The sequence below is a fragment of the Nonomuraea angiospora genome, from assembly GCF_014873145.1.
GTDB lineage: Bacteria > Actinomycetota > Actinomycetes > Streptosporangiales > Streptosporangiaceae > Nonomuraea > Nonomuraea angiospora.
Genome location: NZ_JADBEK010000001.1, coordinates 10,345,162 through 10,371,145, shown reverse-complemented (window position 1 = coordinate 10,371,145; position 25,984 = coordinate 10,345,162). Strand labels below are relative to the sequence as shown.

Sequence of the window (25,984 nt, the reverse complement as noted above, 5' to 3'; positions counted from 1 at the left end):
AACCTGACCCTTTATGACCTTGGAGGCGTTGAGGGACGGGGATCCGCGCCAGGTGGGGCCGTACACGCTCCTGGTCCGCCTGGGCGAGGGCGGCATGGGCGTCGTCTACCTGGGCCAGGCCCCGGACGGCACCCGGGTGGCGGTCAAGCTCATCCACGCCAGGATGGACGCGCACGCGGACTTCAGGCGCCGCTTCGCCCGCGAGGTGGCCGCCGCCAAGCGGGTCGCCCGCTTCTGCACCGCTCCCGTCCTGGACGCCGACGTCGAGGGGGACGTGGCGTACCTGGTCACCGAGTACGTCGAGGGGCCCAGCCTGGGGGACGCCGTCCGGGAGTCGGGGCCGCTGAAGGGCTCGGCGCTGGACGGCCTGGCCGCCGCCATGGCCATGGCCCTGCGCGCCATCCACGGGGCGGGGGTCGTGCACCGCGATCTCAAGCCGTCCAACGTGCTGCTCTCCCAGGTGGGACCCAAGGTCATCGACTTCGGCATCGCACAGCTCATGGACGCGGAGATGAGCAGCGCGATCGTGGGGACGCCGTCGTACATGTCGCCCGAGCAGGTGTCGGGCGCGACCATCGGCCCGGCCTCGGACATCTTCTCGTGGGGCTGCACGGTCGCCTACGCCGCGAGCGGCAAACCGCCGTTCGGCTCGGGCTCGGTCCCCACGATCCTCCTGCGCATCGTCAACGAAGCCCCTGAGCTGCACGGCCTCTCGGGCCCGCTGCGCGATCTGGTGCTCGCCTCGCTGACGAAGAACCCGCGTGAACGCCCGACGGCCCAGGACCTGATGGACCGCCTCAGCCTGGTGGACCCGGGCGCGAACCTCGGCGCGGGAACGGACGCAAGCGGCACCCCGGCATCCACGGACGCGACCGGTCACCCGGCGCGCGCCGACGTGACGACGGCGCCGTCTGACGACCCCCAACCGCCCGGCAGCCCCTTACTCCCCGGCCCGAAGGTGGCGGGCAGGCGGAGGAGGGTGCTCGCCGCGGCGGCGGCCGTCGCCGTGGCCGTGGCAGGCGCGTCCGTGGCCGTCGCCTGGCGCACCCTGGGCACCTCGTCGAGCGCCCGCACCCCGGCCCAGACGACCACCGCCCAGTCCGCCCACTCGGACCAGCAGGCCAGGCCCCAGAACCCGCTCAGAGCCCCAGGCAAGATCACGTTCTACTCCCCGCCTGAGCCGGCCGCCAGCCGCCAGGCCGAGCAGTGGAAGAAGGACCGCCCGAAGGACGCCGAGCTCATGAGCAGGCTGGCCGCCGTCCCCCACGCCATCCGCCTCAAGGGACCCGAGGTCAGGCCGGAGGTCGACGCCACCGTCACCGCGGCCGGGCAGGCGGGCGGCGTCCCGGTGTTCCTGATCAACTCCCTGCCGGGCAGCGAGTGCCGCCCGGCGACCGCCGCCGAGCTGGCGACGTACCAGGAGTGGATCAAGGGCATAGCGAGCACGATAGGCCAGGCCAGGGCGGTGGTGATCCTGGAGCCGGGCGCCACGGTCAAGGTCCCCGGCGTCAAGGAGTGCGACCCGCAGGGCTCGGTGGACCAGCGCTACAGGGACCTCCGCCAGGCCGTCCAGACCCTCAAGGCCAACCCGAACACGGCCGTCTACCTCGACGGCAGCCAGGACTACTACCCGGGCACCGCGATCATGGCCGAGCGGCTGATCAGAGCGGGCATCGACCGGGCGGACGGCTTCTTCCTCAACACGGCGGCCTACCAGCCCACGCAGAAGAGCGTCGCGTACGGCAAGGCGCTGTCGGCCTGCATCAGCGTCCAGCGGGCCACGGGCGTCAAGGACTGCCCGTCGGACGGGAAGGTGGACCCGGCGACGACGCCCCACTTCGTGGTCGACACCGCCAGGAACGGCCAGGGCTCGTGGACCCCGCCGCCGAAGAAGTACCCGGACCCGCAGACGTGGTGCAACCCGCCGGGCCGGGGCGCCGGCGACCGGCCCACGACCGACACGGGCGAGGAGCTGGTGGACGCCTACCTGTGGATCGCGCGGGCGGGCTCGTCCAGCGGCCGGTGCAGGCGCGGGGAGGGCGGGGAGAAGGACCCCGAGCGCGGCGTGGTGTCCCCGGAGGCCGGCGAGTGGTGGCCGGATCTGGCGCTGGAGAGGGCCGAGAAGGCCAACCCGCCATTGTGAGGGGCCGGGGTGGGCCCGAGGTTGCGCCCATGTTAAGCGGACGTTAGATCTCGGCCACCTGCCCTTGTCCGAACATCCTTCTGCGGAGAGGCTCTGGCCTGCACCTACTCCCCCCAGGCACCACACAGGAGGTCTCCGTGAGCAAGGCACGCGTGCCGTGGAAGGCAGTGATCGGCGGCTCCGTCGGCAATCTGGTCGAGTGGTACGACTGGTTCGTCTACACCAGCTTCGCCGTCTATTTCGCCGCGTCCTTCTTCCCCGAGGGCGATAACACGGCGAAGCTGCTCAACACCGCGGCCATCTTCGCCGTCGGCTTCTTCATGCGCCCGCTCGGCGGCTGGCTGCTCGGCCGCTACGCCGACAGGAAGGGCCGCAAGGCGGCGCTCACGCTCACCGTCACCCTCATGTCGGCCAGCGCGCTGCTGATCGCCATCGCACCGACGTACGAGACGGTCGGCTACTTCGGCGCCGTGGTGCTGGTGGTGGCCCGCCTGCTGCAGGGGCTGTCGGTCGGCGGCGAGTACGCGGCCAGCGCCACGTACCTCACCGAGGCCACCCCGCGCGGCCGGCGCGGCTTCGCCTCGAGCTTCCAGTACGTCTCCATGACCGCCGGCCAGCTCGTCGGCCTCGGCCTGCAGATCATCCTGCAGAACACGATGTCCACGGAGGCCCTCGACTCCTACGGCTGGCGCATCCCGTTCGTGATCGGCGCCCTGGGCGCCGCGGTGGTGTTCTACCTGCGCCGCAACCTCCTGGAGACGGAGGCGTACGACGAGGAGGAGCGCGAGGTCGAGCACCAGGGCCGCGGCACGATCAAGCAGCTGCTCGCCCACAAGAAGGAGGCGCTGCTGGTCATCGCGCTGACCATGGGCGGCACGGTCGCGTACTACACCTACACCACGTACCTCACCAAATACCTCAGCATCAGCGCCGGCCTGCCCAAGGAGACGGCCACGCTGGTGAGCTTCTGCGCGCTGTTCATCTTCATGTGCCTGCAGCCGCTGGCCGGTGGGCTGTCGGACCGGATCGGGCGCCGGCCGCTGCTGATCACGTTCGGGATCGGGTCGATGCTGGGCACGGTGCCGCTGATGACGGCGCTCGGCGGGGTCACGGGGTTCGCGGGCGCGCTCGTGCTCTCCCTGATCGGCCTGATCATCGTCACCGGCTACACCTCGATCAACGCGGTGGTGAAGGCCGAGCTGTTCCCGACGAACGTGCGCGCGCTCGGCGTCGCCCTCCCCTACGCCATCGCGAACGCCCTGTTCGGCGGCACCGCCGAGTACGTGGCGCTGTGGTTCAAGAACAACAAGATCGAGTCCGGCTACTTCTGGTACGTCTCCGCCTGCGCCGCCGTGTCGCTCGTGGTCTACCTCACCATGCGCGAGACCAGGGACGCCGCCCTCTCCCGCGCCGAGCAGGCTTCGGAGGATGTGGTCACGGCCCGCGTCTAACCTGGGGCCATGCGAGTTCTCCTGGTCGAGGACGACGATCGGCTCGCGTCCGCGCTCACCACGGCCCTCGCCCGGCACGGCCATCAGGTCACCCGTGCCGGGCTGGCCGTCGACGCCCTCCGCCTGGCGGGGGGCGTCGATTTCGTCCTGCTCGACCTCGGTCTGCCCGACATGGACGGCCTCGACGTGCTGCGCCGCCTGCGCCGGGTGTCGGCGGTGCCGCTCATCGTGGTCACGGCCCGCACGGAGGAGCGCGAGGTGCTGCGCGGGCTGCGGTCCGGGGCCGACGACTACCTGGTCAAGCCGTTCCGCACGGTGGAGCTGATGGCCCGTATGGAGGCGGTGGTCCGGCGCGGCACCAGGCCGATGCCGGCCCGCGACGACGTGGTGAGCGTCGGCGACGTCCGCATCGATCTTGAGTCCCGGCAGGTCACGGTGGCCGGCGAGCCGGTGACGCTGACGAGGCGGGAGTTCGACGTGCTGGCGATGCTGGCGCGCGAGCCCGGCGTGGTGCGCGGCCGGGAGGAGATCCTCGACGAGGTCTGGGGCGACCCGCTGCTGTCGGCGTCCCGCTCGCTCGACGTGCACGTGGCCAACCTGCGCTCCAAGACCGGCCGCCCTGGGCTGGTGGAGACGCTGCGCGGCACCGGCTACCGGCTGGGCTCGACGGCGTGAACTCCCGCCTGGTGGTCACGTTCACCACGCTGATCGTCTTCCTGATCGCGGCGCTGGCCGTGCCGCTGGGCCTCGCCTACGCCTCCCACCGTACGAACCGCCTGCTCCTCGACCGCCGCGCCGACGCCACCCGCTTCGCGGAGCTGGCCGACCAGGCGGCCAGGGAGGACGACCGCTCGGGGCTGATCGCCGAGATCGACCGCTACGCCGAGCTCTACGGGGCGGCGGTGCGCGTACGCGACCGCGACGGCTCCGTCCTGGCCACCGCGGGCCGCTTCGAGGCCGACGACCGGGAGGCCACCCGCCTGGCGCTGTCCGGCCGCACGACCGAGGAGCTGCCCACGATCAGCCCGTTCGGGCCGGCCACGGTGCTGCTGGCCGAACCGGCGGGCCGGGACGCGCAGCTGTCCGGCGTGGTGCTGCTGGAGGCCCCCACCGACCGGGCCAGGCAGGACGTGTCGCTGGTGTGGGGCGCGCTGCTGGTCGGCGCGCTGGTGGCGCTGGGCTACTCGGCGCTGGCGGCCAGGCGGCTGGCCCGCTGGATCCTGCGGCCCGTCACCGAGCTCGACCGCACCACGCGGGCCATCGCGCAGGGCAGGCTCGACGCGCGGGCGCATCCCGGCGCGGGGCCCTCCGAGCTGCGGCGGCTGGAGGAGCGCTTCAACACCATGGCCGACGCGGTCTCCGGCGCGATGGAGCGGCAGCGGGCGTTCGTGGCGGACGCCTCCCACGAGCTGCGCACCCCGCTCACGGTGCTGGGGCTGCGGCTGGAGAACCTGGAGCCGCATCTGCGGGGCGAGGGCACGGCCGAGTTCGAGGAGGCGATGGCGGAGCTGGACCGGCTGACGCTGCTGGTGGAGGACCTGCTGGCGCTGGCGAAGGTGGAGGCGGGCGCGGGCGTCGAGGGCAAGGAGATCCCGCTGGCGCCCCGGCTGGGGGCGTGGCGGGAGGTGTACGCGGCCAAGGGCGTCCACCTCATAACCGAAATTCCGGAAGTGGCGGTCGTTCCGGAGGCGGCGGCCAGGGTCGCGGACATCGCGCTCGACAACGCCCAGAAGTTCGTGCCCGAGGGCGGCACCGTCACGGTCACCCTGGAGGACGGGGTGCTGCGGGTCGCGGACGACGGGCCCGGGCTCGGCGAGGAGGAGCGGGCGGAGGCTCTGGGGCGGTTCTGGCGGTCCGGGGCCCACGCGAACGTGCCGGGCAGCGGACTGGGCCTGGCCATCGCCGCCGAGCTGGCCAGGGCGTGCGGGGCCACGCTGGCGCTGCTGCCCGCCGTACCGCACGGTCTGGTCGTGGAGCTGCGCCTGAGGGCTCAGCCGTAGGCGGAGCGGTAGTAGCGGGCGGCGCCCGGGTGGAGCGGGACGACGCCGGTGCCGATGGCGTAGCGCATGTCGAGCCGCCCGCCCGGCGCCGACGGGGCCTGGAGGCGGTCGCGGGCGCCGAAGAGGATCTCGGTGATCGAGTACGCCAGATCGTCCGGGAGCGTGGTCCGGCACATCAGGTAGCTGGGGGTGCCGATGGTCGGCACCGGCCGGCCGCTGCCGTACACGCCGGCGGGCACCAGCCCGTGCTCGTAGAGCGGGCCGAACCGGCGGCGCAGGACCGTCACCAGCGGCTCCAGCGGCACGAGCTCGATGTCCTCCAGAGAGGTCAGGACCGGCGTGGGCACCCCGCCCGACCAGAAGAACGCCTCGATCCCCCCGTCGCGCAGCGCCTTGACCGACTCGTCCAGGCCCAGCCTGGCGACCTCGGCGGGCTCGGTCAGGTCGGCCACGGCCAGCACGCGGGTGGCGGTCACCGCCGTGCCCGAGCCCTCCAGCCCGATGGAGACCGCCCGCCCCGCCAGGTCCTTGACCGCCACGATGCCGGAGCCCCGCCGCACCACCAGGTGGACGTAGTTCATGTAAACCCGGGCCAGCGCCGAGACCGGCTGGTGGCGCACCCTGACGGCGTCGTCGGCGCTGTCGGCCAGCGCGAACGCCACGTCGGCCCGCCCGTCGGTCATCATCGTCAGGTTCTGCACACTGGCCGCGGTCTTCATCACCCGCACCATGAGCCCGTCCTGTCGCAGCTCCCGCGCGAGCCCGTCGCCGAGCTGCTCGTAGATCCCGCCCGTCACGCCGGTCGCCAGCCGCAGCTCGGCCCGCCTGCCGTCGGCCGCCGAGCACCCGGCCGCCAGCGCGGCGAGCCCCAGGAAGGCGCGGCGAGATATCGGCATGAAATCACGTTATCCGGTCCACCAGAATGGACATGTGAGCGAACGGGACGCACGCCTACTCATCGCCTCAGAGCTGACGATGTTCCTGCCGGTGAGCAGGCGCCAGGAGTGGCAGCGGGTGACGCTGGACGGCACCTCAACGCTGGGTCACCACGTCGAGTCGCTCGGCATCCCGCTGACCGAGGTGGGGCCGATGGTCGCCGGCGGCCGCGGGGTGCCGCCGTCGTACCAGCTCGTGGCCGGCGACGTGGTGGAGGTCCACCCGGTGCCCCGCCCGCAGCCGCTGCCGGAGGAGCCGCGGTTCCTGCTGGACGTGCACCTGGGCACGCTGGCGCGGCGGCTGCGGCTGCTCGGCATCGACACGGCCTACCACAACGACATGGACGACCCCTCGCTGGTGGTGCAGGCCAACGAGGAGCACCGGGTGCTGCTCACGCAGGACCGCGGCCTGCTGCGCCGCCGCGCGCTGTGGCTGGGCGCGTACGTACGCGGCTCCCGCCCCGCCGACCAGCTCCGCGACCTGCTCGAACGCTTCACCCCGCCGCTGCGCCCGTGGACGCGGTGCACGGCGTGCAACGGCGAGCTGCGGCCGGTCGCCAAGGAGGAGATCGCGTCGCTGCTGGAGGCGGGCACGGAGCGCAACTACGACGCGTACGGGCGGTGCGGCGAGTGCGGCCAGGTCTACTGGCGCGGCGCGCACAGCGACCACCTGGAGGAGATCGTCAGGTCGGCCCGCGCCTGGACCGCCTAGCTAGGGGCAGAGGGCGAAGGGCTCGACGCCGGGCAGGTGGCGGGCCCATTCCTGGGCGGTGAGGCCACGTCCGGCGCGCAGGCAGACGGCGCCGGCCACCCGGTCCCCGTCGAGCTCGTGCGTGCGCAGCGTGCCGTCCGGCGTGACGCTGTAGATCCTCCCGCCGTCCGGCGAGAACGCCAGCCGGCCGCTCCCTGCCGCCTGGAACGACTGGAGGCCGTCGAAGAGCACGCCCAGCGGGTGGTTGTGCGGCACGTCCCACAGGCGGACGCGGTCGCCCCCCTCGTACGCGGCCAGCGTGCGCCCGTCGGGCGACCAGGCGAGCTGCGCGACGTCGCTGTCCGGCACGGCGGGGAAGCTCGCCAGCCGGGTGGTGACGTCCCCGTCCCAGACGGTGATCCGGCCGGGTCCGGAGAACGCCACCCGCCTGCCGTCGGGGCTGAAGGCGAAGGCGCCCTCCAGCTGACCGGCGCCGGGGGCGAGCGACCGTCCGGCGGCCCGGAGAGGGTCGATGAGCCGCGGTGTCATGCCCGCCAGCAGCAGGCGCCCGTCCGGCCGGAAGGCCAGCTGCCCCGCTCCCGGGACCGTCGCGGTCCTGGAGGTCCCGCGTTCGAGGTCGTGCAGCTCCACCGGCAGGCCGCCGCCGGCGCCCCAGGGCGAGAGCGCGAGCGTGCGGCCGTCCGGGCTGAAGGCGACCGCGTCGACCCCGTTCGCGCCCTTGGTGGCGATCCGGAACTCCTGGGCCGCGGCCTCCGGCGGCACCTGGATGACGTGCACGGTGTCGTCCTCGACGAAGGCCAGGCGGCGGCCGTCGCCGCTGAACGCCATGGCCGCGCCCGTGCCCCGCCACCTGATCGGGGCCGCCAGCGGGCGGCCCGTCGCCGTGTCCCACAGGGTGAGGGCGTCGTGGCCCTTGGCCGCCAGGATCCGCGCCGACGGGTCGAGCAGGACCTGGCCCTGTTCGCCGCCGCCGCTGATCGACCGGTCGAACAGCATGGAGACGTCCATCGTGTAGACGGCCCCGCCGTCGCCCAGCAGCCGCAGCGCCTGCCGGTCGCCGTCGAAGCGCAGGTCGAGGACGGGGGCGGGCGGCTGCCGCCGCAGCACGACGTCTCCGCCGGGCCACCGGTGGATCACCAGCTCCTTGCCCCACGCCCAGGTGGCGACGAACCTGTCGCCGAACGCGAACTCGACCGCGTCCCCCGACACGTCGCTCATCCGCACCTCGCCCCCGGGGAGGCCGTAGACCGTCACGCCGGACTCGCCGGACGCCCGGTTCGCGGTGACCGCCAGCGCCCGGCCGTCCGCGCTGAACTCCGCCTCCAGGAGATCGGACCGGCGCGGCAGCCGCGGGGCGGCCAGGCGCCTGCCGGCGCGCAGGTCCCAGAGCTGGGCGCGGCCGGTGACGCTGCTGGCCACGACGCCGAGGCGGCCGTCCGGGCTCACCGCGTCCAGCCCCGCGCCCCCGGGCGTGGTGAGCGGCCTGCGGGTGCCGAGGTCCCACCAGCGCTCGACGGCGGCCGGTCCCACGGGCACGGACAGCAGCCGTCCCGCCGCGTCGAACTCCAGCTCGCCCATCTCGCCCGCGGCCACGCCGAACCGGTCGCCGAGCGGACGGCCCGTGGCGGCGTCCCAGAGCCGCACTCCCCGGTCGTCCTGGAGGGCGAGGGTGCGCCCGCCGGGGTCGATCGCCGCCTTGCGCACCCCGGTGCCCACCCCGGCGATCTCCCGGAGCAGCCGGTGCGCCGGCACGTCCCAGATCCTGGCCAGACCGGCCTGTACGGCGACGAGCGCCCGCCCGTCCTGGCCGAGCCCGTACACGGAGTCGGAGCCGTGGTACGGGTCGGTGAAGACGTCGGTCACGGGCTGGGAGAGCGAGTCGTAGAGCGCCCCGCGCGTCTCCGGCAGCGACGGGCTCAGCCGCCAGGCCGCCACGGTGAGCAGCCGCGCCAGCGGCGGCTCGGTCTGCCGCAGGTCGGCGGCCCGCAGGGCGAGCTCCCTGGCCAGGGCGTCGTCGCGCTGGCGCACGGTCTGCCTGCGCAGATATTCGGCCAGCCCGAGCCCGCCGAGCGCGACCGCCAGCAGCACGGCCAGGGCCGCCGCCAGCAGGCCCCGCCTCCTGGACTGCTGCCTGGTCTGCCTGGCCGCCGCGTCGAGGAACTCGCTCTCCCGTCTGGCCAGCGTGAGGTCCCTGCGCTCGGAGGCCGCCCACCGCAGCGCCCGGTCGAGATTGGAGCCGTGCAGCAGGTCGGCGGGCTTCCTGCCCTGGCTGTCCCACTGGGCGGCCGCGTCGGCGAGGCGGCGGTGCACGGGCAGGCCCTCGCTGTTGGCGGCCACCCAGTCGCGCAGCCGGGGCCAGGCCTGGACAAGCCCCGGCCGGGCCAGCTCGAACACGGTGCCGCTCCTCGTGACGAGGCCCGCGGCGGCGAAGACGTCGAGCAGGGCGTCCACGGCCTCGGTGTCCGGGAGCTCGTCGCGGCCGACCGGCCGCAGCTCCTCGCCGTCGATCATCCGCAGCAGGACCTCGGGGACGCTCGCCCGCTCGGCCTCGGTCAGCTCGGCGTAGAGCTCCTCGGCGACGGCCCCGAGATCGGGCTCCGCGGCGGCGCTTCTGAGCTCCCCGGCCAGCGCTCCTCCCGCGGCCAGCGCGTCCGCGGCCGGCGCCCCGCCCTCGGCCGGCGCGTCCCCGTCCGGCTCGCCCAGCAGCCGCAGGAGCACCGCCTTCGCCGACGGGCGGTCGGCGGGCGCCTGGGACAGGGCCGCTAAGACGAGCGACCCGAGCGGTTCGGGCAGCCCGCCCGGGTCCGGGCTGAACCTCAGCACTCGCGTGACGACCGCCACCGGATCGCCCGCCTCGACGGCGTCGCTCCCCCGGGCCGCGAACAGCACCACCATCCCCCACGCCCACAGGTCGGCCGCCGCCGTCGCCGCGCGCCCCTGGAACACCTCGGGCGACATGTACTGCGGCGTCCCCATGATGGGCCCGGAGGTGGTCGGCCCGACCTCGCGGGCCACCCCGAAGTCGATCACGCGTGGCCCGTCGGGGCCGAGGATGATGTTGTCCGGCTTCAGGTCCCGGTGGACGATCCCGACCTGGTGGATGGCCGTCAGCGCGGTCGCCACCCCGACGGCCAGCCGGCGCAGCCGGTCGCCCTCGTACGGCCCCGACTCCGCGACCACCTGCCGCAGGCTGGGCCCCGGGACGAACTCGCTCACGATGTACGGGGTCGGCACGTCCACCTGCGCCTCGATCACCCTGGCCGTGCAGAACGAGGCCACCCGCCGGGCCGCCGCCGCCTCCTTGGCCAGCCTGGCCCTGGCCTCGGCGCTGTCGAACCTGGGCACCTTGACCGCGACCCGCTCGCCACCCTGCCCGTACGCCTCGTACACCACGCCCTGGCCACCGGCGCCGAGCCGCCCGGCCAGCCAGTAGCGGCCCAGCCGGTGGGGGTCGGTGGGAGTGAGAGCAGTCATCAGTTGTGTCATTCTGATCGACGTCTCCTCCTCCAAGGAAGGTCGCGTGGAATTTCGCATCATGGGGCCGCTCGAGGTGCTCGACGGCGACGGGCAGGACCGCACTCCCACCGTGCCGAAGCACCGCGACCTGCTGGCGATGTTCCTGCTGAACGCCGGGCGCCCGCTGAAGGTCGAGCGGCTGCGCAGGCTGCTGTGGCCGCGCGAGGACGGCGAGCGCTCCGACTCGCTGGTGCGCGGCTACGTCGGCCAGCTCCGCCAGCTCGTCGGGAAAGACGTGATCATGACCGTTGCGGGCTCGTACGCGCTGGTGCTGGGCGACGGGCAGCTCGACGTCGACCGGTTCAGGCTGCTGGTGGACAAGGGGGCCTACGAGGAGGCGCTGAGCCTGTGGCGGGGCGAGGTCCTGGAGGACGTCGACCCCGAGGGCGAGCGGTGGGTCGAGACGCGCCGGCTGCGCGAGGAGCTGGAGGAGCTGCGACTACTGGCGCTGGAGCGCCGGGTGCAGGCCGACCTGGACGCCGGCAGGCACCGCGAACTGCTCGTCGAGCTGCGCCGGCTGACCAGGCAGCATCCGACGTGGCAGCGCTTCCGCGGCCAGTACATGCTGGCCCTCTACCGCAGCGGCCGCCGGGTGGACGCGCTGGCCGCGTACGCGGTGCTGCGTGACCAGCTCGACGGCGGGCACGCGATCGAGCCCGACTCCGAGCTGCAGCTGCTCTACCACCGCATGCTGCACGACGACGTGTCGCTGCACGTCTCGGCGGGCCCGCCGGTGCTGCTGCCGCCCGACGTGACCGGCTTCACCGGCCGGGGCGAGCTGCTCGACGAGGTGGTGGGCGGCCACGTCGTGGTGCACGGGCAGGCGGGCGCGGGCAAGTCGGCGCTGGCCGTGCACGCGGCCTGGCGGGAGCGGGAGAGCTTCCCCGACGGCATCCTGTACGCCGACCTGCGCGAGACGACGACCCCGTCGGCCGTGCTGGAGGACTTCCTGCGCTGGCTCGGCTGCCCGGCCCAGGCGATCCCGGCGTCGCCGGAGCAGCGGGAAAGGCTGTTCCGCACCTACACGGCCAACCGCCGGCTGCTGGTGCTGCTCGACAACGCCTCGGGCGAGGCGCAGGTGCGGCCGCTGCTGACCTCGTGCCCGACGATCGTGACCAGCCGCTCCTCGCTCGGCGGCCTGACGGGAGCGCGGCGGCTGTCGGTGGGCGTGCTCGGCGCCGGCGAGTCGATCGACCTGCTGGTGAGCAGCTCGGGCCGGCCGGCCGACGACGCCATGACCCGGCTGGCCCGCTTCTGCGGCGGCCTGCCGATCGCGCTGCGCATCGCCGGCTCCCGGCTGGCGGCCCGGCCGGAGTGGACGGTCGACTACCTGGTGGGCCTGCTGGAGGACGAGCACGAGCGGCTCGACCGGCTGCACGCGGGCGACCAGGCGGTGCGCAGTGCGTTCGCGATCGGCTTCGACGGGCTGCCCGAGGCCGCCCGGCTGACGCTGCGGGGGCTCGGCGCGCTGTCGGCCCCCGACTTCGCCGACTGGGTGACCGAGCAGCTCGGCGGGCAGGCCGAGGCGCTGGTGGACGCGGGCCTGCTGGAGACGCACGGCGTGGACGTGGCGGGCCAGGTCCGCTACCGGCTGCACGACCTGACCAGGCTCTTCGCCCGCGAGCAGCCCGTGCCGGGCGTGCTGAGGCGACTGTCGGAGGTGGTGCTGGCCAGGGTGCGGGCCTCGCGGTTCTCGCTGGTGTCGGGCGATCCGGCCACGGCCGTGGCCACCAGGGACATCAGGGAGTCGGTCGAGTGGCTGGCGGCCGAGCGGGCGTTCCTGGTGAGCCTGGTCGCCGACCTGCACGCGGCGGGGCTCGACGACGGCTGCTGGCGGCTGGCGCACCTGCTGGCCCCCTACCTGGAGCGCCACAGGTTCCTGGACGACTGGCGGGCGGTGGCCGCGCGGGCGCTGGAGTCGGCGCGGCGCTCGGGCGACGACCGCGGCGAGGCGCTGGTCCTGCTGGACCAGGGCGACCTCCACCTGGCCGAGCGGGAGTGGGATCTCGCGCACCAGCGGCTGCGGCTGGCGCTGGGCATGTTCCTGCGGCAGGGCCGGACCCGCGAGGTGAACCACACCAGGCGCCGGCTCGGCCGCGTCCACCTGGAACAGGGGCGGCTGGAGGACGCCGAGCGGGCCCTGCGCACCTGCTTGGACGGCGCGGGCAACCAGCGGGACGCCGCCGACGCCGAGCGCGTGCTCGGCATCGTGCTGCGCCGCGCGGGGCGGCTCGACGAGGCCGCCGAACGTCTGAGGGCCGCCGTCCGGCACCTGGAGGAGCTGGGCGACCGGCACCGGCAGGCCGACACGCTGCTCGACCTGTCCGCGACGCACCTGGCGCAGGCCGCCAAATCGGACGCCAGGGCCGCCGCCGAGCAGGCGAGGGGCATCGCCGTACGCCTGGGCGACCGGCTGCTGGACGCGCACGCCCTGCTGGCCCTGGCCAGGGTGAACCGGGCCGAGGGCGCGGCGGGGCGGGCGCGGGAGCTGGCCGGGGCGGCGCTGGAGGTGTTCGAGCGGACCGGCGACCGCCAGGGCGCCGCCAACGCCCGCGCGCTGCTGGCCCAGGGTTAGACCGCGAGCAGGCGGCGGACGTCCTCCCGGTGCAGCTCCTCGGCGGCCCCGGTGCGCACGACGTGCCCGCCGTCGAGGATGACGAACGTGTCGGCCAGCCGCAGCGCGATGTCCAGGTACTGCTCCACGAGCAGCACGGCCAGCCCGGAGGCGTGCAGCCGCTCGATCGCCGCCTCGATCTCCAGGATGATCGACGGCTGGATGCCCTCGGTCGGCTCGTCGAGTATGAGCATCCTGGGCCTGGTGACCAGGGCGCGGGCCATGGCGAGCTGCTGCTGCTGGCCGCCCGACAGGTGACCGGCACTCCGTTTGAGCAGCGGCTTGAGCGCGGGGAACACGTCCAGGGCCTCGTCGATGGCCTCCCTGGTCACCTTGGCGGCCTCCATGGTGACCAGCAGGTTGCCCAGGACCGAGAGCTGGGGGAAGCACTGGTGGCCCTGGGGGACGTACCCCATGCCGAGCCTGACCCGCTCGTGCGGTTTCAGCCTGGTGACGTCGCGGCCGTCGAACGTGACCGTGCCGGCAGTCGCCGGGAGCACGCCCATGACGGTGTTGAGCAGCGTCGTCTTGCCGACGCCGTTGCGCCCCATGACGCACACGAGCTGTCCCGGCCCGACCTCCAGCGAGACCCCGAACAGTACGCGTGCCCTTCCGTAGCCCGACTCAAGGCCGGTCACCGACAGCATCGCTGGCCCTCCTCCCCAGGTAGACCTCCTGGACGCGGGGGTCGGCGCTGACCTCGTCGACCGACCCTTCCACGAGCACCCTGCCCTCGTGCAGCACGGTCACCGCCGAGGCGTGCCGCCGAAGGAACTCCATGTCGTGCTCCACCACGATCACCGTGTGGTCGTCGGCGATCCGGGTGAGCAGCTCTCCCGTGCGCTCCCGTTCGTCCCTGGACATGCCCGCCACCGGCTCGTCCAGGAGCAGCAGCCGGGGGCGCTGCGCCAGCAGCATGCCGATCTCCAGCCACTGGCGCTGGCCGTGCGAGAGAACACCGGCCGAACGTTCGGCGAGATCTTCGAGTCCGGTCCTGGCCAGCGCCTCCTCGACGGCCTCCGACACGCCCTTGCGCCGCCTGGCCAGCGACCACAGCGGCATGCGGAAGCTGGCCGCGAGGTCGAGGTTCTCGACCACGCTCAGCTCCTCGAACACGACCGACGTCTGGAACGTGCGGCCGACGCCCAGGCGGACGATCTGGTGCTCCTTCCTGCCGACCAGGTCGTGCTCACCGAACCGCACGCTGCCCGCCGCCGGCCTGGTGAGGCCGGTGATCACGTCGATCAGCGTGGTCTTGCCCGCGCCGTTGGGTCCGATCAGGAAGCGCAGCTCGCCCTCGGGCACGGTCAGGTCCACGCCGTCGAGCGCCCGGAAGCCGTCGAACACGACCTGGACGTCACGTAGTTCGAGCACGCCGCCACCTCCCCAGCAGGCCCACGATCCCCTTCGGGGCGAGCGTCATGACCAGGATGAACAGCGCGCCCTGCAGGTAGAGCCAGCCGTCGGCGAACTGCTCGCTGAACACCGTCTTGGCGTAGCCCATGAGGACCGCGCCGAGCACGGCGCCGGCCAGCGCGTGCCGCCCGCCGACCGCCACCGCGACGACCAGCTCCAGCGAGGGCACGACGCCGAGCAGCGCGGGCGAGATGATGCCGACCACCGGCACGAACAGCGCGCCCGCCAGCCCCGCCATGCCCGCCGAGGCGGCGAAGGTGACGGTCTTGACCAGCGCCGGGTCGTAGCCGAGGAAGCGCACCCGGTCCTCGCCGTCCCTGACCGCGACGAGGAGCCGGCCGTAGCGGCTGTTCACGAGCTGGCGGGTGGCGAGGTAGAGGATCCCGAGGACGACCGCCACCACGAGGTAGAGCGTCCGCTGCGTGGAGTCCTCGGCCAGGTCCTGGCCGAACAGCTCGAAGAAGTTCGTCATGCCGTTGGTGCCGCCGGTCAGGCCCTGCTGGCCGACGAGCAGGATGACCAGGGCGGCGGCCAGCGCCTGGGTGAGGATCGCGAAGTACGCGCCCCGTACCCGCTGCCGGAACACCAGCGCGCCCAGGAGCAGCGCGATCACCACGGGCCCGAGCACGGCCATGGCGAGGGCGAATATCGGGTTGGCGAACGGCGCCCACAGCGCGGGCAGCCGCTCGACCCCGCTCCACACCATGAAGTCGGGCAGCCCGCCACCGGCCTCGGTGAGCTTGAGGTACATCGCCATGGCGTAGCCGCCGAGCCCGAAGAAGACGCCCTGGCCGAGGGTGAGCATGCCGCCCTGCCCCCAGGCCAGCCCGATCCCGAGCGCGACGATCGCGTAGCAGAGGTATTTCGCCAGCAGCCCCAGCCGGAACGGCTCCAGCAGCAGCGGGGCCGCCACCAGGGCGATCACGGCCACGATCGCGAACACGGTCGCGAAAGGCAGGCTTCTCCTTATTTTGATCATGTGAGCACCCTCGACCGCAGCACGAACATGCCCTGCGGGCGCACCTGCAGGAACGCGATGATCACGGCGAACACGATGACCTTCGCCAGGGAGGCGTCCGACCAGAACTCGGCGTAGGAGTTCAGCAGCCCCAGCCCGACCGCGGCCAGCACGGCGCCGCGCAGCTGCCCGAGCCCGCCCGCCACGACCACGAGGAACGCGTCCACGATGTAGTACGTGCCGAGCGCCGGCCCGACGGGCCCGATCAGCGTCAGCGCCACCCCGGCCACGCCCGCCAGCCCGGACCCGATGAAGAACGTCAGCATGTCCACCCGGCCGGTGTCGATGCCGCTGGTCGCGGCGAGCTGCCGGTTCTGCACGACGGCCTGGGTCCGGCGGCCGAGCCCGGTGCGGTTGAGGTACAGCCAGACCGCCACCACTCCGGCGATCGCGAGCCCCATGATGAACAGCCGGTTGTAGGGCAGGATGCCCACCCCGCCCGCGAGCCAGGAGGGGGCGGGCACCTGCACGTTCGGCGCGCCGAACAGGTCGCGGGCGAGCTGCTGCAGCACCAGGCTGACGCCCCAGGTGAGCAGCAGCGTGTCCAGCGGGCGGCCGTAGAAGTGCCTGATGGCGGCCCGCTCCAGGATCAGCCCCATGAGCCCCGCCACCAGGAACGCCGCGGGCAGCGCGAGCACCAGGTCCTGCAGCAGGAACGCGGTGTAGGCGCCCGCCATGATGAACTCGCCGTGCGCCATGTTGATCACGCCCATCTGCCCGAACGTGAACGTCAGCCCGAGCGCGATGAGCAGCAGCACCGCCCCGATGGACAGGCCGATGGGGAGCTGGTTGAGGAAGGCCGGCATCACTGTCCCGCCGCCAGGCCGGAGGCCCAGGAGTAGCCCTTGAGGTACGGGTCCGGCTTGATCGGCTTGCCGGAGTCCCACACCTGCTTGATCAGGCCGTCGGGCTGGATGATGCCGATGCGGGCGGTCTTGTACATGTGCTGGTTCTCGCCGTCGATGGTGACCAGGCCCTCGGGGCGTTCGAGCGAGATGCCGGGCGCGGCCTTCTTGACCGCCTCGACCTCGGTGCTGCCCGCCTTCTTGACCGCCTCGGCCCACAGGTAGACCGCGTTGTAGCCGGCTTCCATGGGGTCGGAGGTGACCTTGTTCTGCCCGTACTTGGCCTTGTACGCCTTGACGAACGCGTCGTTGGCCGGGGTGTCGGTGGTCTGGTAGTAGTTCCAGGCGACCGGCTGGCCTGCGATGTTGTCCACGCCGATGCCGGTGACCTCCTCCTCGGCGATGCTCACCGACAGCACCGGCATGCTGTCGGCGGACGAGCCCGCGCTCTTGAGCTGCTTGAAGAAGGCCACGTTGCTGTCGCCGTTCAGGGTGTTGAAGACGGCGTCCGGCTTGGCCTGCAGGACCTTGTTGACCAGCGTGGAGTATTCGGTGTGACCGAGCGGCGTGTACTCCTCGCCGAGGATCTCCATCCCGTTCGCCGCCGCGTACGCCTTGATGATCTTGTTCGCGGTCCGCGGGAAGACGTAGTCGCTGCCCACCAGGAACAGCTTCTTCTTGCCCTGCTCCTTCAGGTAGTCGAGGCCGGGGATGATCTGCTGGTTGGTGGTGGCGCCCGTGTAGAAGATGTACGGGGAGCTCTCCAGCCCCTCGTACTGCACCGGATACCAGAGCAGGGCCTTGTTGCGCTCGAAGACCGGCAGCATGGCCTTCCTGCTGGCCGAGGTCCAGCCGCCGAAGACGGTGGCGACCTTGTCCTGCCTGATCAGCTTGGTGGCCTTCTCCGCGAACGTGGGCCAGTCGGAGGCGCCGTCCTCCACCACGGGGACGATCTGCTTGCCGAGCACGCCGCCGGCCTTGTTGATCTCTTCGATGGCCAGCAGTTCGGCGTCGCGGACGGTGACCTCGCTGATCGCCATCGTGCCGCTGAGCGAGTGGAGGAGGCCCACCTTGATCTCCTTGGAGTCGGCGGCGGGCTTGGCGTCGGCACCGCAGGCCGCGAGAGCTAACACCAAGGTGGCGGAGACAATCGGACGGGAGATGCGCACAGCCGTTCCTTCCTGCCGACCGGTACTGCCAGAAAGGTGACTCCAGGACATTTCTCGCGAAGATCCCGTTTGTTAATAGGCAATTGCCAAAAATTCACAAATGCACTTAATCCGAAATAAGGGGGTTCACTCACAGCGCGAAACCAACACGACATGCCCCGGCAACAGCCACGAAACCGCCGGTTCCTATGGTCCGGCCATGCGGCTTACCTCACACGAGCAGGAACGGCTGCTCATCCACGTCGCCGCCGGGGTGGCGCGCGAGCGGCAGGCCAGGGGCCTGCGCCTGAACCACCCCGAGGCTACCGCCATCATCGCGTCGTTCCTCATGGAGGGGGCCAGGGACGGGCGCCCCGTGGCCGACCTCATGGAGGCCGGCCGGTCGGTGCTCGGCCGGGCCGACGTCATGGAAGGCGTGCCGGAGATGCTGGAGAGCGTGCAGATCGAGGCGACCTTCCCCGACGGCACGAAGCTGGTCACCGTACACAGGCCCATCCCGTGATCCCGGGCGAGTACGTGCACCCCGAGGGCGCCCACACCCTCAACCCCGGGCGCGAGCGCCGCACGCTGCGGGTGGTGAACACGGCGGACCGGCCGGTGCAGGTGGGCTCGCACTACCACTTCGCGGCCGCCAACCCGGGGCTGGAGTTCGACAGGAAGGCGGCCTGGGGCATGCGGCTGGACGTGCCGGCGGGGACGGCGATCAGGTTCGAACCGGGCGTCGAGCGCGACGTGACGCTCGTGCCGCTGGCGGGCAACCGGGTCGTGCCCGGGCTGCGGCCGGAGTGGGCGGGGCCGCTCGATGACTGAGATCTCGCGCGCCCGGTACGCGGCGCTCTACGGCCCCACGGTCGGCGACCAGATCCGGCTGGCCGACACCGACCTGTTCATCGAGGTCACCGAGGACCTGTCGATCGGGCCCGCCGGGCCGGGCGACGAGGCGGTGTTCGGCGGCGGCAAGGTCATCCGCGAGTCCATGGGGCAGGCGCGGACCACCCGGGCGCAGGGCGCGGCCGACCTGGTCATCACGGGCGCGGTGATCCTCGACCACTGGGGCGTGGTCAAGGCCGACGTCGGCATCCGCGACGGCCGCATCTACGCCATCGGCAAGGCCGGCAACCCCGACACGATGGACGGCGTCGACCTGGTCATCGGGCCGTCCACGGAGGTGCTCGCGGGCAACGGCAAGATCCTCACCGCCGGGGGCGTCGACTCGCACGTCCACCTGATCTGCCCGCAGGTCCTCGACGAGGCGATCGCGTCCGGGGTCACCACGATCGTCGGCGGCGGCACCGGGCCCGTCGAGGGCACCAAGGCGACGACCGTCACCGGGACCTGGTACCTGGGCCGGATGCTGGAGTCGCTGGACGCCTACCCGCTGAACTTCGCGCTGCTCGGCAAGGGCAACACGGTCTCCGCCGACGGCCTGGTGGAGCAGCTCGAGGCCGGGGCCTCCGGCTTCAAGCTGCACGAGGACTGGGGCTCGACGCCGGCCGCCATCGACGCCTGCCTGAGCGTGGCGGACGCGTCGGGGGTGCAGGTGACGCTGCACACGGACACACTGAACGAGGCGGGGTTCGTGGAGTCGACGCTGAAGGCCATCGGGGATCGGATGATCCACGCGTACCACACCGAAGGGGCGGGCGGCGGGCACGCCCCCGACATCATCCGCGTCGCCGGCTACCCCAACGTCCTGCCCTCCTCCACCAACCCCACCCGGCCGCACACCGTCAACACGCTGGACGAGCACCTCGACATGCTCATGGTGTGCCATCACCTCAACCCGTCGATCCCGGAGGACCTGGCGTTCGCCGAGTCGCGCATCAGGCCGGCGACGATGGCCGCCGAGGACGTGCTGCACGATCTGGGGGCGATCTCGATGATCGGCTCGGACTCGCAGGCGATGGGGCGGATCGGGGAGACGATCATCCGTACGTGGCAGACGGCTCACGTCATGAAGGGCCGCCGGGGGTCGCTCGGTGGTCCCGCGGACAACCTGCGAGCCCGCCGCTACATCGCGAAATATACGATTTGTCCTGCTATCGCCCACGGGCTGGACGGCGAGATCGGCTCCGTCGAACGCGGCAAGCTCGCCGACCTCGTCCTCTGGGACCCGGCGTTCTTCGGGGTCAAGCCCGACCTCGTGCTCAAGGGCGGCGTGGTCGCCTGGGCGCAGATGGGCGACGCCAACGCCTCCATCCCGACGCCGCAGCCGGTGCTGCCCCGTCCCATGTTCGGCGCCTCACCGGTGACCGCCGCCGCCACCTCGCTCCACTTCGTCGCGCCGGCGGCCCTGGAGTCCGGGCTCGCGGACCGGCTGTCCGTACGCCGCCGCCTGGCTCCGGTGGCGGACGTACGGCGGCGCAGCAAGTCCTCGATGCCGCTCAACGACGCCATGCCCCGGATCGAGGTGGCGCCCGACACGTTCGAGGTCCGCATCGACGGCGACCTCGTCGAACCGGCCCCCGCCACCCGCCTTCCCATGGCCCAGCGCTACTTCCTCTTCTGACGCCATGAACCCAGCGCTGCTCCTCCTCGCCGACTCCCGCCTCCCGGCCGGCGGCCACGCCCACTCGGGCGGCACCGAACAGGCCATCACGTCGGGGGCGGTCTCCGACGTGCCGTCACTGGCCCGCTTCCTGCGGGGCCGCCTCCACACCACCGGCGCCCTCGCCGCCACCCTCACAGCCGCCGCCCACACCCAGGCCACCACCACCGCGTCCCCACCGGTCACCGCATCGCCAGTCACGTCACCATCCACCTCCCCAGCGCCCAACGGCCCAACGCCAGGGTCGCCGTGGGTGCTGCTCGACGCCGAGGTCGATGCCAGGACCGCCGCCCCCGCCCAGCGGGAGGCGTCCAGGACCCAGGGCAGGCTCCTCGTCAGGGTCGCCCGCCGCGTGTGGCCGTCTCCGGTGCTGGAGGAGCTGGCGCGGGCCGTACCGAGCCCCCATCACCCGATCGCCCTCGGTGCGGTGGCACATGCGGCGGGCGCCACGGCCGAGGAGGCGGCCATGGCGGCGGCGTACCACGCGATCAGCGGCCCGGCCACGGCGGCGGTGCGGCTCCTGGGCCTCGACCCGGTGGCCGTGCACGGGCTCCTGGCCGACCTCACCCCCGACCTCACGGCCATAGCCACCGAAGCCCACCTCACCGTGACGAACGCCCGCTCCACCGCCCACCTCACCGTGACGAACGCCCGCTCCACCGCGGCGAATCCCGCCTCCACCGCCCACCCCGGCCTCACGCTCCATCCCTCGGACCCCGCGGACCCGCTCCCCTGGTTGGCGGCGCTGCCCGCGTACTCGTCCCCAGCCCTTGACCTCCTGGCCGAGCAGCACGCTCGCGCCGAGGTCAGGTTGTTCGTCTCCTAAGGAAGGAACCCCAGACATGGGTGCCAATCACGACGACCACCACCACGCCCCCGACGGCCGCGGCCGGGCGCTGCGGCTCGGGGTGGGCGGCCCGGTAGGGAGCGGCAAGACGGCCCTGGTGGCCGCGCTGTGCAGGACGCTGGGCCCGTCACTGTCCCTAGGGGTGGTGACGAACGACATCTACACCACCGAGGACGCCGACTTCCTGCGCCGGGCGGGCGTGCTCGACCCCGAGCGCATCCTCGCCGTCGAGACCGGTTGCTGCCCCCACACCGCCATCCGCGACGACATCGCCGCGAACCTCGACGCCGTGGAGACCCTGGAACACCGCTTCGGCCCGCTGGACCTGGTGATCGTGGAGAGCGGCGGCGACAACCTGACGGCCACGTTCAGCCGGGGGCTGGCGGACAGGCAGATCTTCGTCCTGGACGTGTCGGGCGGCGACAAGGTGCCGCGCAAGGGCGGTCCGGGGGTGACGACGGCGGACCTGCTGGTCGTCAACAAGACGGACCTGGCCCCGATGGTGGGCGCCGACCTGGGCGTGATGGACCGCGACGCGGCGGCCGTACGCGGTGACAGGCCGGTGCTGTTCACCTCGATCAGGCAGGAGCCCACCGCCGCCACGGTCGCCGCCTGGGTGTCCGAGCAGGTGACGGCCTGGTCCCACGCCCACGCGGCACCCGTCTCCTGATGCCCGCCAGCGCCCGGCCCGGCCGCCGCGGGATGAGGGCGAGCGCCGCCGTCGCGACGGCCTCGTCCCCGGATGGCCGGACCCTCATCCGCCGGCTCGCCTCGGCGCCCCCGCTGACGCTGCGCCAGACGGGGCCGTACACCGTGCATCTCATCTCCACGGCGGCGGGCCCGCTCGGCGGCGACCGGCTCTGCCTGGACCTGGACGTCGCCCCGCGTACCACCCTGGAGCTGGGCTCGGTCGCCAGCACCCTGGTCCTGCCGGGGGACGGCGCGTCCGAGATGCTGGTCACGGCCCGGGTGGGGGCGGGCGCCACACTCCGCTTCACCCCGGAGCCCACGGTGCTCGCCGCCGGGTGCGAGCACCGGCTCCTGGTACGCCTCGAGCTGGCGGCGGACGCCGAGGTGCTGTGGCGCGAGGAGATCGTCTTCGGGCGCCACGGCGAGGTCTCGGGGCGCTGTCACGCCCGCTTCGACGCGACGTGCGACGGCCGGCCGGTGCTCCGGCAGGAGTTCACCGTGGGCGACCCCGCCGTGGACACCTCCCCTGCCGTCTACGGCTCTGCCCGCTGCGTCGGCACCACGTTCCTCACGACGTCCGCCAAGGAGCCCGTGGTGGCCGAAGGCGTCGCCGTCCTGCCCCTGGCGGGTCCGGGCACGCTCGTGTCCGCCCTGGCCGCGGACGCCGTCCAGCTCCGCTCCCGCCTCGAATGGGGCGAACGCACCACCCTCGCTCCGGCGCCCTGACCGCCCTCTCCTGGCGGACCTATTAGAGCGAGGGAGGGATAGCTGGCACGGATGCCGCCAACGCCGCCCGGCCGCCGCCGAGCGCCACGCCACCGCGACCGTCGGACGTCGCCGACCGCCACCCGTCACCATCCATCGCCGCCCGCCGTCGACCGCCGTCCGCCGGCCGTCGCTATCGGGCGCCGCCGTTGGTCGTCGGGGCCTGGGCGATGACGGGGTGGCCGTGCCACTTCCCCCTCGCCCGGCACGCCCGGGGTGATGGTGACGACCCCGTTGCGTACGGTGGTGGGAGACGCGGGTCCGGCTTACAGTGATCGTGTGGCCGATTACCTCCAGCCCGCCCCCGCCAAACCGGCGGCCCGCCGCGGCTACGCCCTGGCCGTCGTGGTGGCCGGAGCGCTGCTGGTGTTCTGTGCCGTCCTCCCGTGGGCCGGGCTCGAGGTGCGCAGCGAGCTGATCGGCGGCGGGCTGGTCAACGACATCCGCGGCATCGACGACACGTTCGGCGTCTACACGCTGGTGGCGGGCCTGGCCGCGCTGTGCTGCGGCGTCGCCGGGCTGCTCACCCGCCCCGGGATCGCCGCCCTGGCCGCCGTCCCGGGGGTGGCGGCGGTGGCGGTGCTGGTGCTCTTCATGACCGACGGGAGCGGCGTCCGCGACCGGCTCTCCTTCGACCTGGGGCAGGTGCTGTCGGTCGGGCCGGTGATCAAGTTCGGCTGGTTCGCGGCCATGGGCTGCGCGGTGGCGGTCGTCGTGCTGTCGGTCCTGGCGCTGGTCCGCCGCCGCTGATCAGCGGTCGTCGTGCCGGCCGTCCTGGCGCTGACCCGCCGCCCTGAGCGGATCAGTCGTAGAAGCCCAGGCGCCGCAGCTGCTTGGGGTCGCGCTGCCAGTCCTTGGCCACGCTGATCCGCAGGTCCAGGTAGACGCGGGTGCCGAGCAGGGCCTCGATCTGCTTGCGGGCCTTGGTGCCCACCTCGCGCAGCCGCTCGCCCTTGTGCCCGATGACGATCGCCTTCTGCGAGGGCCGCTCCACGAACAGGTGCGCGTAGATGTCCAGCAGGTCGTCACGCCCCTCCCGGGGCATCATCTCGTCGACGACCACGGCGATCGAGTGGGGCAGCTCGTCGCGTACGCCCTCCAGCGCCGCCTCTCTGATCAGCTCGCCCACCAGCACCTGCTCGGGCTCGTCGGTGAGCCGGCCGTCCTCGTAGAGGGGCGGCGACTCGGGCAGGTGCTCGATCAGCACGTCGGCCAGCACGTCGAGCTGCTCGCCCGACTGCCCCGACACCGGCACGATCGCGGCGAACTCCCCCACCTGCGAGACCGCCAGCAGCTGCTCCGCGATCTGCTCCTTGGACGCCAGGTCGCACTTGGTCACGACCGCCACGACGGGCGTCTTCTTCACCGCGGCGAGCTTGTCGGCGATGAAGCGGTCGCCCTTGCCGATCGGCTCGTTGGCGGGCACGCAGAAGCCGATCACGTCGACCTCGGTCAGCGTGGACAGCACCAGGCTGTCGAGCCGCTCGCCGAGCAGCGTGCGCGGCCGGTGCAGGCCAGGGGTGTCGACGATCACGAGCTGGGCGTCGGGCCGGTGCACGATGCCCCTGATGGTGCGCCTGGTCGTCTGGGGCTTGGACGAGGTGATCGCCACCTTGCTGCCGACCAGGGCGTTCATGAGCGTGGACTTGCCGACGTTCGGCCTCCCCACGAAGCAGGCGAATCCGGCGCGATGGTTGTCTGGCGAAGTCACATTCTGCATTCTGGCCTATCAGCGGGCATGGGCACGCCACCAGGCGAATGCCTGAGGCGCGGCGATGGGGGTCCAGGGCGTCGTCGGCAGCTCCGAGAACTCCCGCTCGGTCACCCATCGGTAGTCGGTGATCTCGACGCCGTCCGGCTCCGGCGCGGCGGAATCGGGGGCGATCGCGCAGGCGTAGGCGGCGATGACGTAGCCGACCTGGTGGCCGTTCGGGTAGACGGTGCGGAACTCGGGGCCGCCGAACACGCCGATCAGGCCACGTACGTCGATGTCGACGCCGAGCTCCTCGCGCAGCTCCCTGACGACGGCGTCCTCGGGCCGCTCGTCCGGGTCGATGCCGCCGCCGGGCGCCGCCCAGAGGTCCCCGTCACCGTGGCGGGCCGCCAGGAGCCTGCCGGCGTCGTCGAACACGAAGCCCGCCGCCGACGGCAGCATGAGCAGCTCGGAGCCCACCTTTTCCCGCAATTTCGCCAAAAATGGCGACATCGGCATGGTCAGCCCCGCAGTTTCCCGTCGGGACCGGCCACGAGCAGCGCCTTGACGCCCAGCTCCGCGGCCACGGCCTCGTCGGCGGCGCTCGGCGCGCCCTCGCTCACCAGCGCCACGGCCTCCAGTGACCGCGCGCCGCTGGAGACCGCCATGGCCACGGCCACCTGCACCGCCGACAGCGTGAGCGCGTCCAGCGCCACGTCGGTCGCCGAGTACGTACGGCCGGTCTCGTCGCGTACGGCGGCCCCCTCCGCGGACTCGTTACGCGCCCTCGCGGCCCGGGCCAGAGTGATGATCTTGCTGTCTTCAGGATCGAGTGTCACGGGAACAAGGCTAACGAGAAATCCGCCGAGCGGATCGCCGCCGCCGCCTCGACCAGGCCTGGCAGGAGGGCAGGGTGGTGGTCAGTGGGTCCCGGCCATGGAGATCACCGCGTCGACCACCTCGCTGGTGCGGGCGGCGTCCACGTCGTTCATGCCCGTGTGCACGACCGAGACCAGCGTGTCGCCCACCCGTGACAGCACGACGTCCATCGCGTACGGATAGCCGTTCAGGCGCCCGCTCAGCCGCGCGCCCACGGTCTCGTCGGCCGCGTTCTCGACCGGGAGCTCCTGCGAGCGCAGCTCGGTGCCGGAGGACGTGCGTACCTCCCGGCACGACTCCAGGGCCTCGGCCAGCGCGTCGAGGTGCTCCTCGGCCTCTCCGTCCGCGTACCGGGCCAGCCCCACCCCGGCCTGCTCCCCCAGCCCGTCGCCGCGGTAGCTGACCGCGGCCTCGGCCGTCAGCGCCTGCCGCGGCGCCAGCCCTCCGACGGGCTCCAGCACGGCCTTGCAGTTGCTGTCGGCCTGCGCGAACGGCATCCGCCACGCCTGCTCGGGCCGGGCCGTGAACCCGTCGGGCAACGGCGGCTCCTTGCTGAGCACCTCGCGCAGGTGCGCGGTGGCCTGCGCGTCGAGAGCGCTCCCCGTCCCGCCGCCGGCGCAACCCCCCAGAGCGCCGGCCAGCAGGACACAGGCGATGATCTCGCGTTTCATGATTCCCCCTGGATCGCAGCCTCCCCCACCGACGAATGCGGCAATCCACCGGAGCTTCCACCAATGCGCAAA

The 25,984-nt window shown here is 72.8% G+C and carries 24 protein-coding genes; 13 read left to right on the top strand and 11 right to left on the bottom strand.

The annotated features are described in order from the left end of the window. Positions 1-13 precede the first annotated feature (13 nt). The 4 genes from H4W80_RS47855 (at position 14) to H4W80_RS63100 (ending at position 5,594) form a co-directional block, all read left to right on the top strand. On the top strand, positions 14-2,143 hold the full coding sequence (locus H4W80_RS47855; RefSeq protein WP_192791130.1) for a glycoside hydrolase family 6 protein: 2,130 nt from the start codon (positions 14-16) through the stop codon (positions 2,141-2,143). A 137-nt stretch (positions 2,144-2,280) separates the two neighbouring features. Further along, positions 2,281-3,594, top strand: coding sequence for an MFS transporter (locus H4W80_RS47850; protein ID WP_192791129.1), 1,314 nt, complete (start codon positions 2,281-2,283; stop codon positions 3,592-3,594). Between the two features lie 9 nt (positions 3,595-3,603). Next, positions 3,604-4,269 (top strand): response regulator transcription factor, encoded by a 666-nt coding sequence (locus H4W80_RS47845; RefSeq protein WP_192791128.1) that lies wholly within the window; start codon positions 3,604-3,606, stop codon positions 4,267-4,269. Beyond that, positions 4,266-5,594: a sensor histidine kinase gene (locus H4W80_RS63100; RefSeq protein WP_192791127.1), complete on the top strand. Its 1,329-nt coding sequence runs from the start codon at positions 4,266-4,268 to the stop codon at positions 5,592-5,594. The genes H4W80_RS47845 and H4W80_RS63100 overlap by 4 nt, the downstream gene beginning before the upstream one ends. Here H4W80_RS63100 and H4W80_RS47835 read toward each other — a convergent pair. Beyond that, entirely contained in the window at positions 5,585-6,490 is a 906-nt protein-coding gene (locus tag H4W80_RS47835) for a TAXI family TRAP transporter solute-binding subunit (RefSeq protein ID WP_225964064.1), read from the bottom strand. The genes H4W80_RS63100 and H4W80_RS47835 overlap by 10 nt on opposite strands. Here H4W80_RS47835 and H4W80_RS47830 point away from each other — a divergent pair. Beyond that, positions 6,489-7,241 (top strand): Mut7-C RNAse domain-containing protein, encoded by a 753-nt coding sequence (locus H4W80_RS47830; RefSeq protein ID WP_192791126.1) that lies wholly within the window; start codon positions 6,489-6,491, stop codon positions 7,239-7,241. The two genes, H4W80_RS47835 and H4W80_RS47830, sit on opposite strands and share 2 nt — an antisense overlap. On the opposite strand, the gene H4W80_RS47825 is transcribed toward H4W80_RS47830, so the two are convergent. Then, positions 7,242-10,715 carry a WD40 repeat domain-containing serine/threonine protein kinase gene (locus H4W80_RS47825; protein WP_192791125.1) on the bottom strand — a complete coding sequence of 1,158 codons (3,474 nt, stop codon included), beginning with the start codon at positions 10,713-10,715 and terminating at the stop codon, positions 7,242-7,244. 46 nt (positions 10,716-10,761) lie between these two features. Here H4W80_RS47825 and H4W80_RS47820 point away from each other — a divergent pair, with 46 nt between their 5' ends. Next, positions 10,762-13,332: an AfsR/SARP family transcriptional regulator gene (locus tag H4W80_RS47820; protein ID WP_192791124.1), complete on the top strand. Its 2,571-nt coding sequence runs from the start codon at positions 10,762-10,764 to the stop codon at positions 13,330-13,332. Here the strand turns inward: H4W80_RS47820 and urtE are convergent. Genes urtE through urtA form a run of 5 tightly spaced genes read right to left on the bottom strand, consistent with a single transcriptional unit; the run spans position 13,329 to position 17,819 of the window. Further along, the gene (gene urtE / locus H4W80_RS47815) at positions 13,329-14,018 is read right to left on the bottom strand and encodes an urea ABC transporter ATP-binding subunit UrtE (RefSeq protein ID WP_192791123.1); all 690 of its coding nucleotides are present in this window, start codon (positions 14,016-14,018) and stop codon (positions 13,329-13,331) included. The two genes, H4W80_RS47820 and urtE, sit on opposite strands and share 4 nt — an antisense overlap. Then, positions 13,996-14,745 carry an urea ABC transporter ATP-binding protein UrtD gene (gene urtD / locus H4W80_RS47810; protein WP_192791122.1) on the bottom strand — a complete coding sequence of 250 codons (750 nt, stop codon included), beginning with the start codon at positions 14,743-14,745 and terminating at the stop codon, positions 13,996-13,998. Before urtD ends, urtE begins: the two co-directional genes overlap by 23 nt. Continuing rightward, complete coding sequence (gene urtC, locus H4W80_RS47805) at positions 14,729-15,766, bottom strand: urea ABC transporter permease subunit UrtC (protein WP_192791121.1); 1,038 nt, start codon at positions 15,764-15,766, stop codon at positions 14,729-14,731. Before urtC ends, urtD begins: the two co-directional genes overlap by 17 nt. Further along, positions 15,763-16,611 (bottom strand): urea ABC transporter permease subunit UrtB, encoded by an 849-nt coding sequence (urtB, locus tag H4W80_RS47800; RefSeq protein ID WP_192791120.1) that lies wholly within the window; start codon positions 16,609-16,611, stop codon positions 15,763-15,765. Before urtB ends, urtC begins: the two co-directional genes overlap by 4 nt. Beyond that, on the bottom strand, positions 16,611-17,819 hold the full coding sequence (gene urtA / locus H4W80_RS47795) for an urea ABC transporter substrate-binding protein (RefSeq protein ID WP_192791119.1): 1,209 nt from the start codon (positions 17,817-17,819) through the stop codon (positions 16,611-16,613). The genes urtB and urtA overlap by 1 nt, the downstream gene beginning before the upstream one ends. A gap of 199 nt (positions 17,820-18,018) precedes the next feature. Between urtA and H4W80_RS47790 the strand changes: the two genes are divergently transcribed. The 7 genes from H4W80_RS47790 to H4W80_RS47760 all read left to right on the top strand — a co-directional run bounded on the left by H4W80_RS47790 (position 18,019) and on the right by H4W80_RS47760 (position 23,419). Further along, positions 18,019-18,321 carry an urease subunit gamma gene (locus tag H4W80_RS47790; protein ID WP_192791118.1) on the top strand — a complete coding sequence of 101 codons (303 nt, stop codon included), beginning with the start codon at positions 18,019-18,021 and terminating at the stop codon, positions 18,319-18,321. Further along, the gene (locus H4W80_RS47785; RefSeq protein WP_192791117.1) at positions 18,318-18,629 is read left to right on the top strand and encodes an urease subunit beta; all 312 of its coding nucleotides are present in this window, start codon (positions 18,318-18,320) and stop codon (positions 18,627-18,629) included. Before H4W80_RS47790 ends, H4W80_RS47785 begins: the two co-directional genes overlap by 4 nt. Continuing rightward, positions 18,622-20,328 (top strand): urease subunit alpha, encoded by a 1,707-nt coding sequence (locus H4W80_RS47780; RefSeq protein ID WP_192791116.1) that lies wholly within the window; start codon positions 18,622-18,624, stop codon positions 20,326-20,328. Before H4W80_RS47785 ends, H4W80_RS47780 begins: the two co-directional genes overlap by 8 nt. 4 nt (positions 20,329-20,332) lie before the next feature. Beyond that, positions 20,333-21,193, top strand: coding sequence for an urease accessory protein UreF (locus H4W80_RS47775; RefSeq protein ID WP_192791115.1), 861 nt, complete (start codon positions 20,333-20,335; stop codon positions 21,191-21,193). A 16-nt stretch (positions 21,194-21,209) separates the two neighbouring features. Beyond that, a complete protein-coding gene (gene ureG, locus H4W80_RS47770; protein WP_192791114.1) occupies positions 21,210-21,884 on the top strand; it encodes an urease accessory protein UreG in 675 nt (224 codons plus the stop codon). Next, a complete protein-coding gene (locus tag H4W80_RS47765) occupies positions 21,884-22,630 on the top strand; it encodes an urease accessory protein UreD (protein WP_225964063.1) in 747 nt (248 codons plus the stop codon). The genes ureG and H4W80_RS47765 overlap by 1 nt, the downstream gene beginning before the upstream one ends. A 318-nt stretch (positions 22,631-22,948) precedes the next feature. Then, positions 22,949-23,419, top strand: a complete 471-nt coding sequence (locus H4W80_RS47760) for a hypothetical protein (RefSeq protein WP_192791113.1) — start codon at positions 22,949-22,951, stop codon at positions 23,417-23,419. Positions 23,420-23,471: 52 nt separating this feature from the next. On the opposite strand, the gene era is transcribed toward H4W80_RS47760, so the two are convergent. The 4 genes from era to H4W80_RS47740 form a co-directional block, all read right to left on the bottom strand. Continuing rightward, on the bottom strand, positions 23,472-24,380 hold the full coding sequence (era, locus tag H4W80_RS47755; RefSeq protein WP_378525773.1) for a GTPase Era: 909 nt from the start codon (positions 24,378-24,380) through the stop codon (positions 23,472-23,474). A gap of 18 nt (positions 24,381-24,398) precedes the next feature. After that, positions 24,399-24,854, bottom strand: a complete 456-nt coding sequence (locus H4W80_RS47750) for an NUDIX domain-containing protein (protein ID WP_192791111.1) — start codon at positions 24,852-24,854, stop codon at positions 24,399-24,401. 29 nt (positions 24,855-24,883) lie between these two features. Further along, positions 24,884-25,201 carry a cytidine/deoxycytidylate deaminase family protein gene (locus tag H4W80_RS47745; RefSeq protein ID WP_192791110.1) on the bottom strand — a complete coding sequence of 106 codons (318 nt, stop codon included), beginning with the start codon at positions 25,199-25,201 and terminating at the stop codon, positions 24,884-24,886. Between the two features lie 81 nt (positions 25,202-25,282). Further along, positions 25,283-25,912 carry a hypothetical protein gene (locus H4W80_RS47740; RefSeq protein WP_192791109.1) on the bottom strand — a complete coding sequence of 210 codons (630 nt, stop codon included), beginning with the start codon at positions 25,910-25,912 and terminating at the stop codon, positions 25,283-25,285. Positions 25,913-25,984 lie beyond the last annotated feature (72 nt).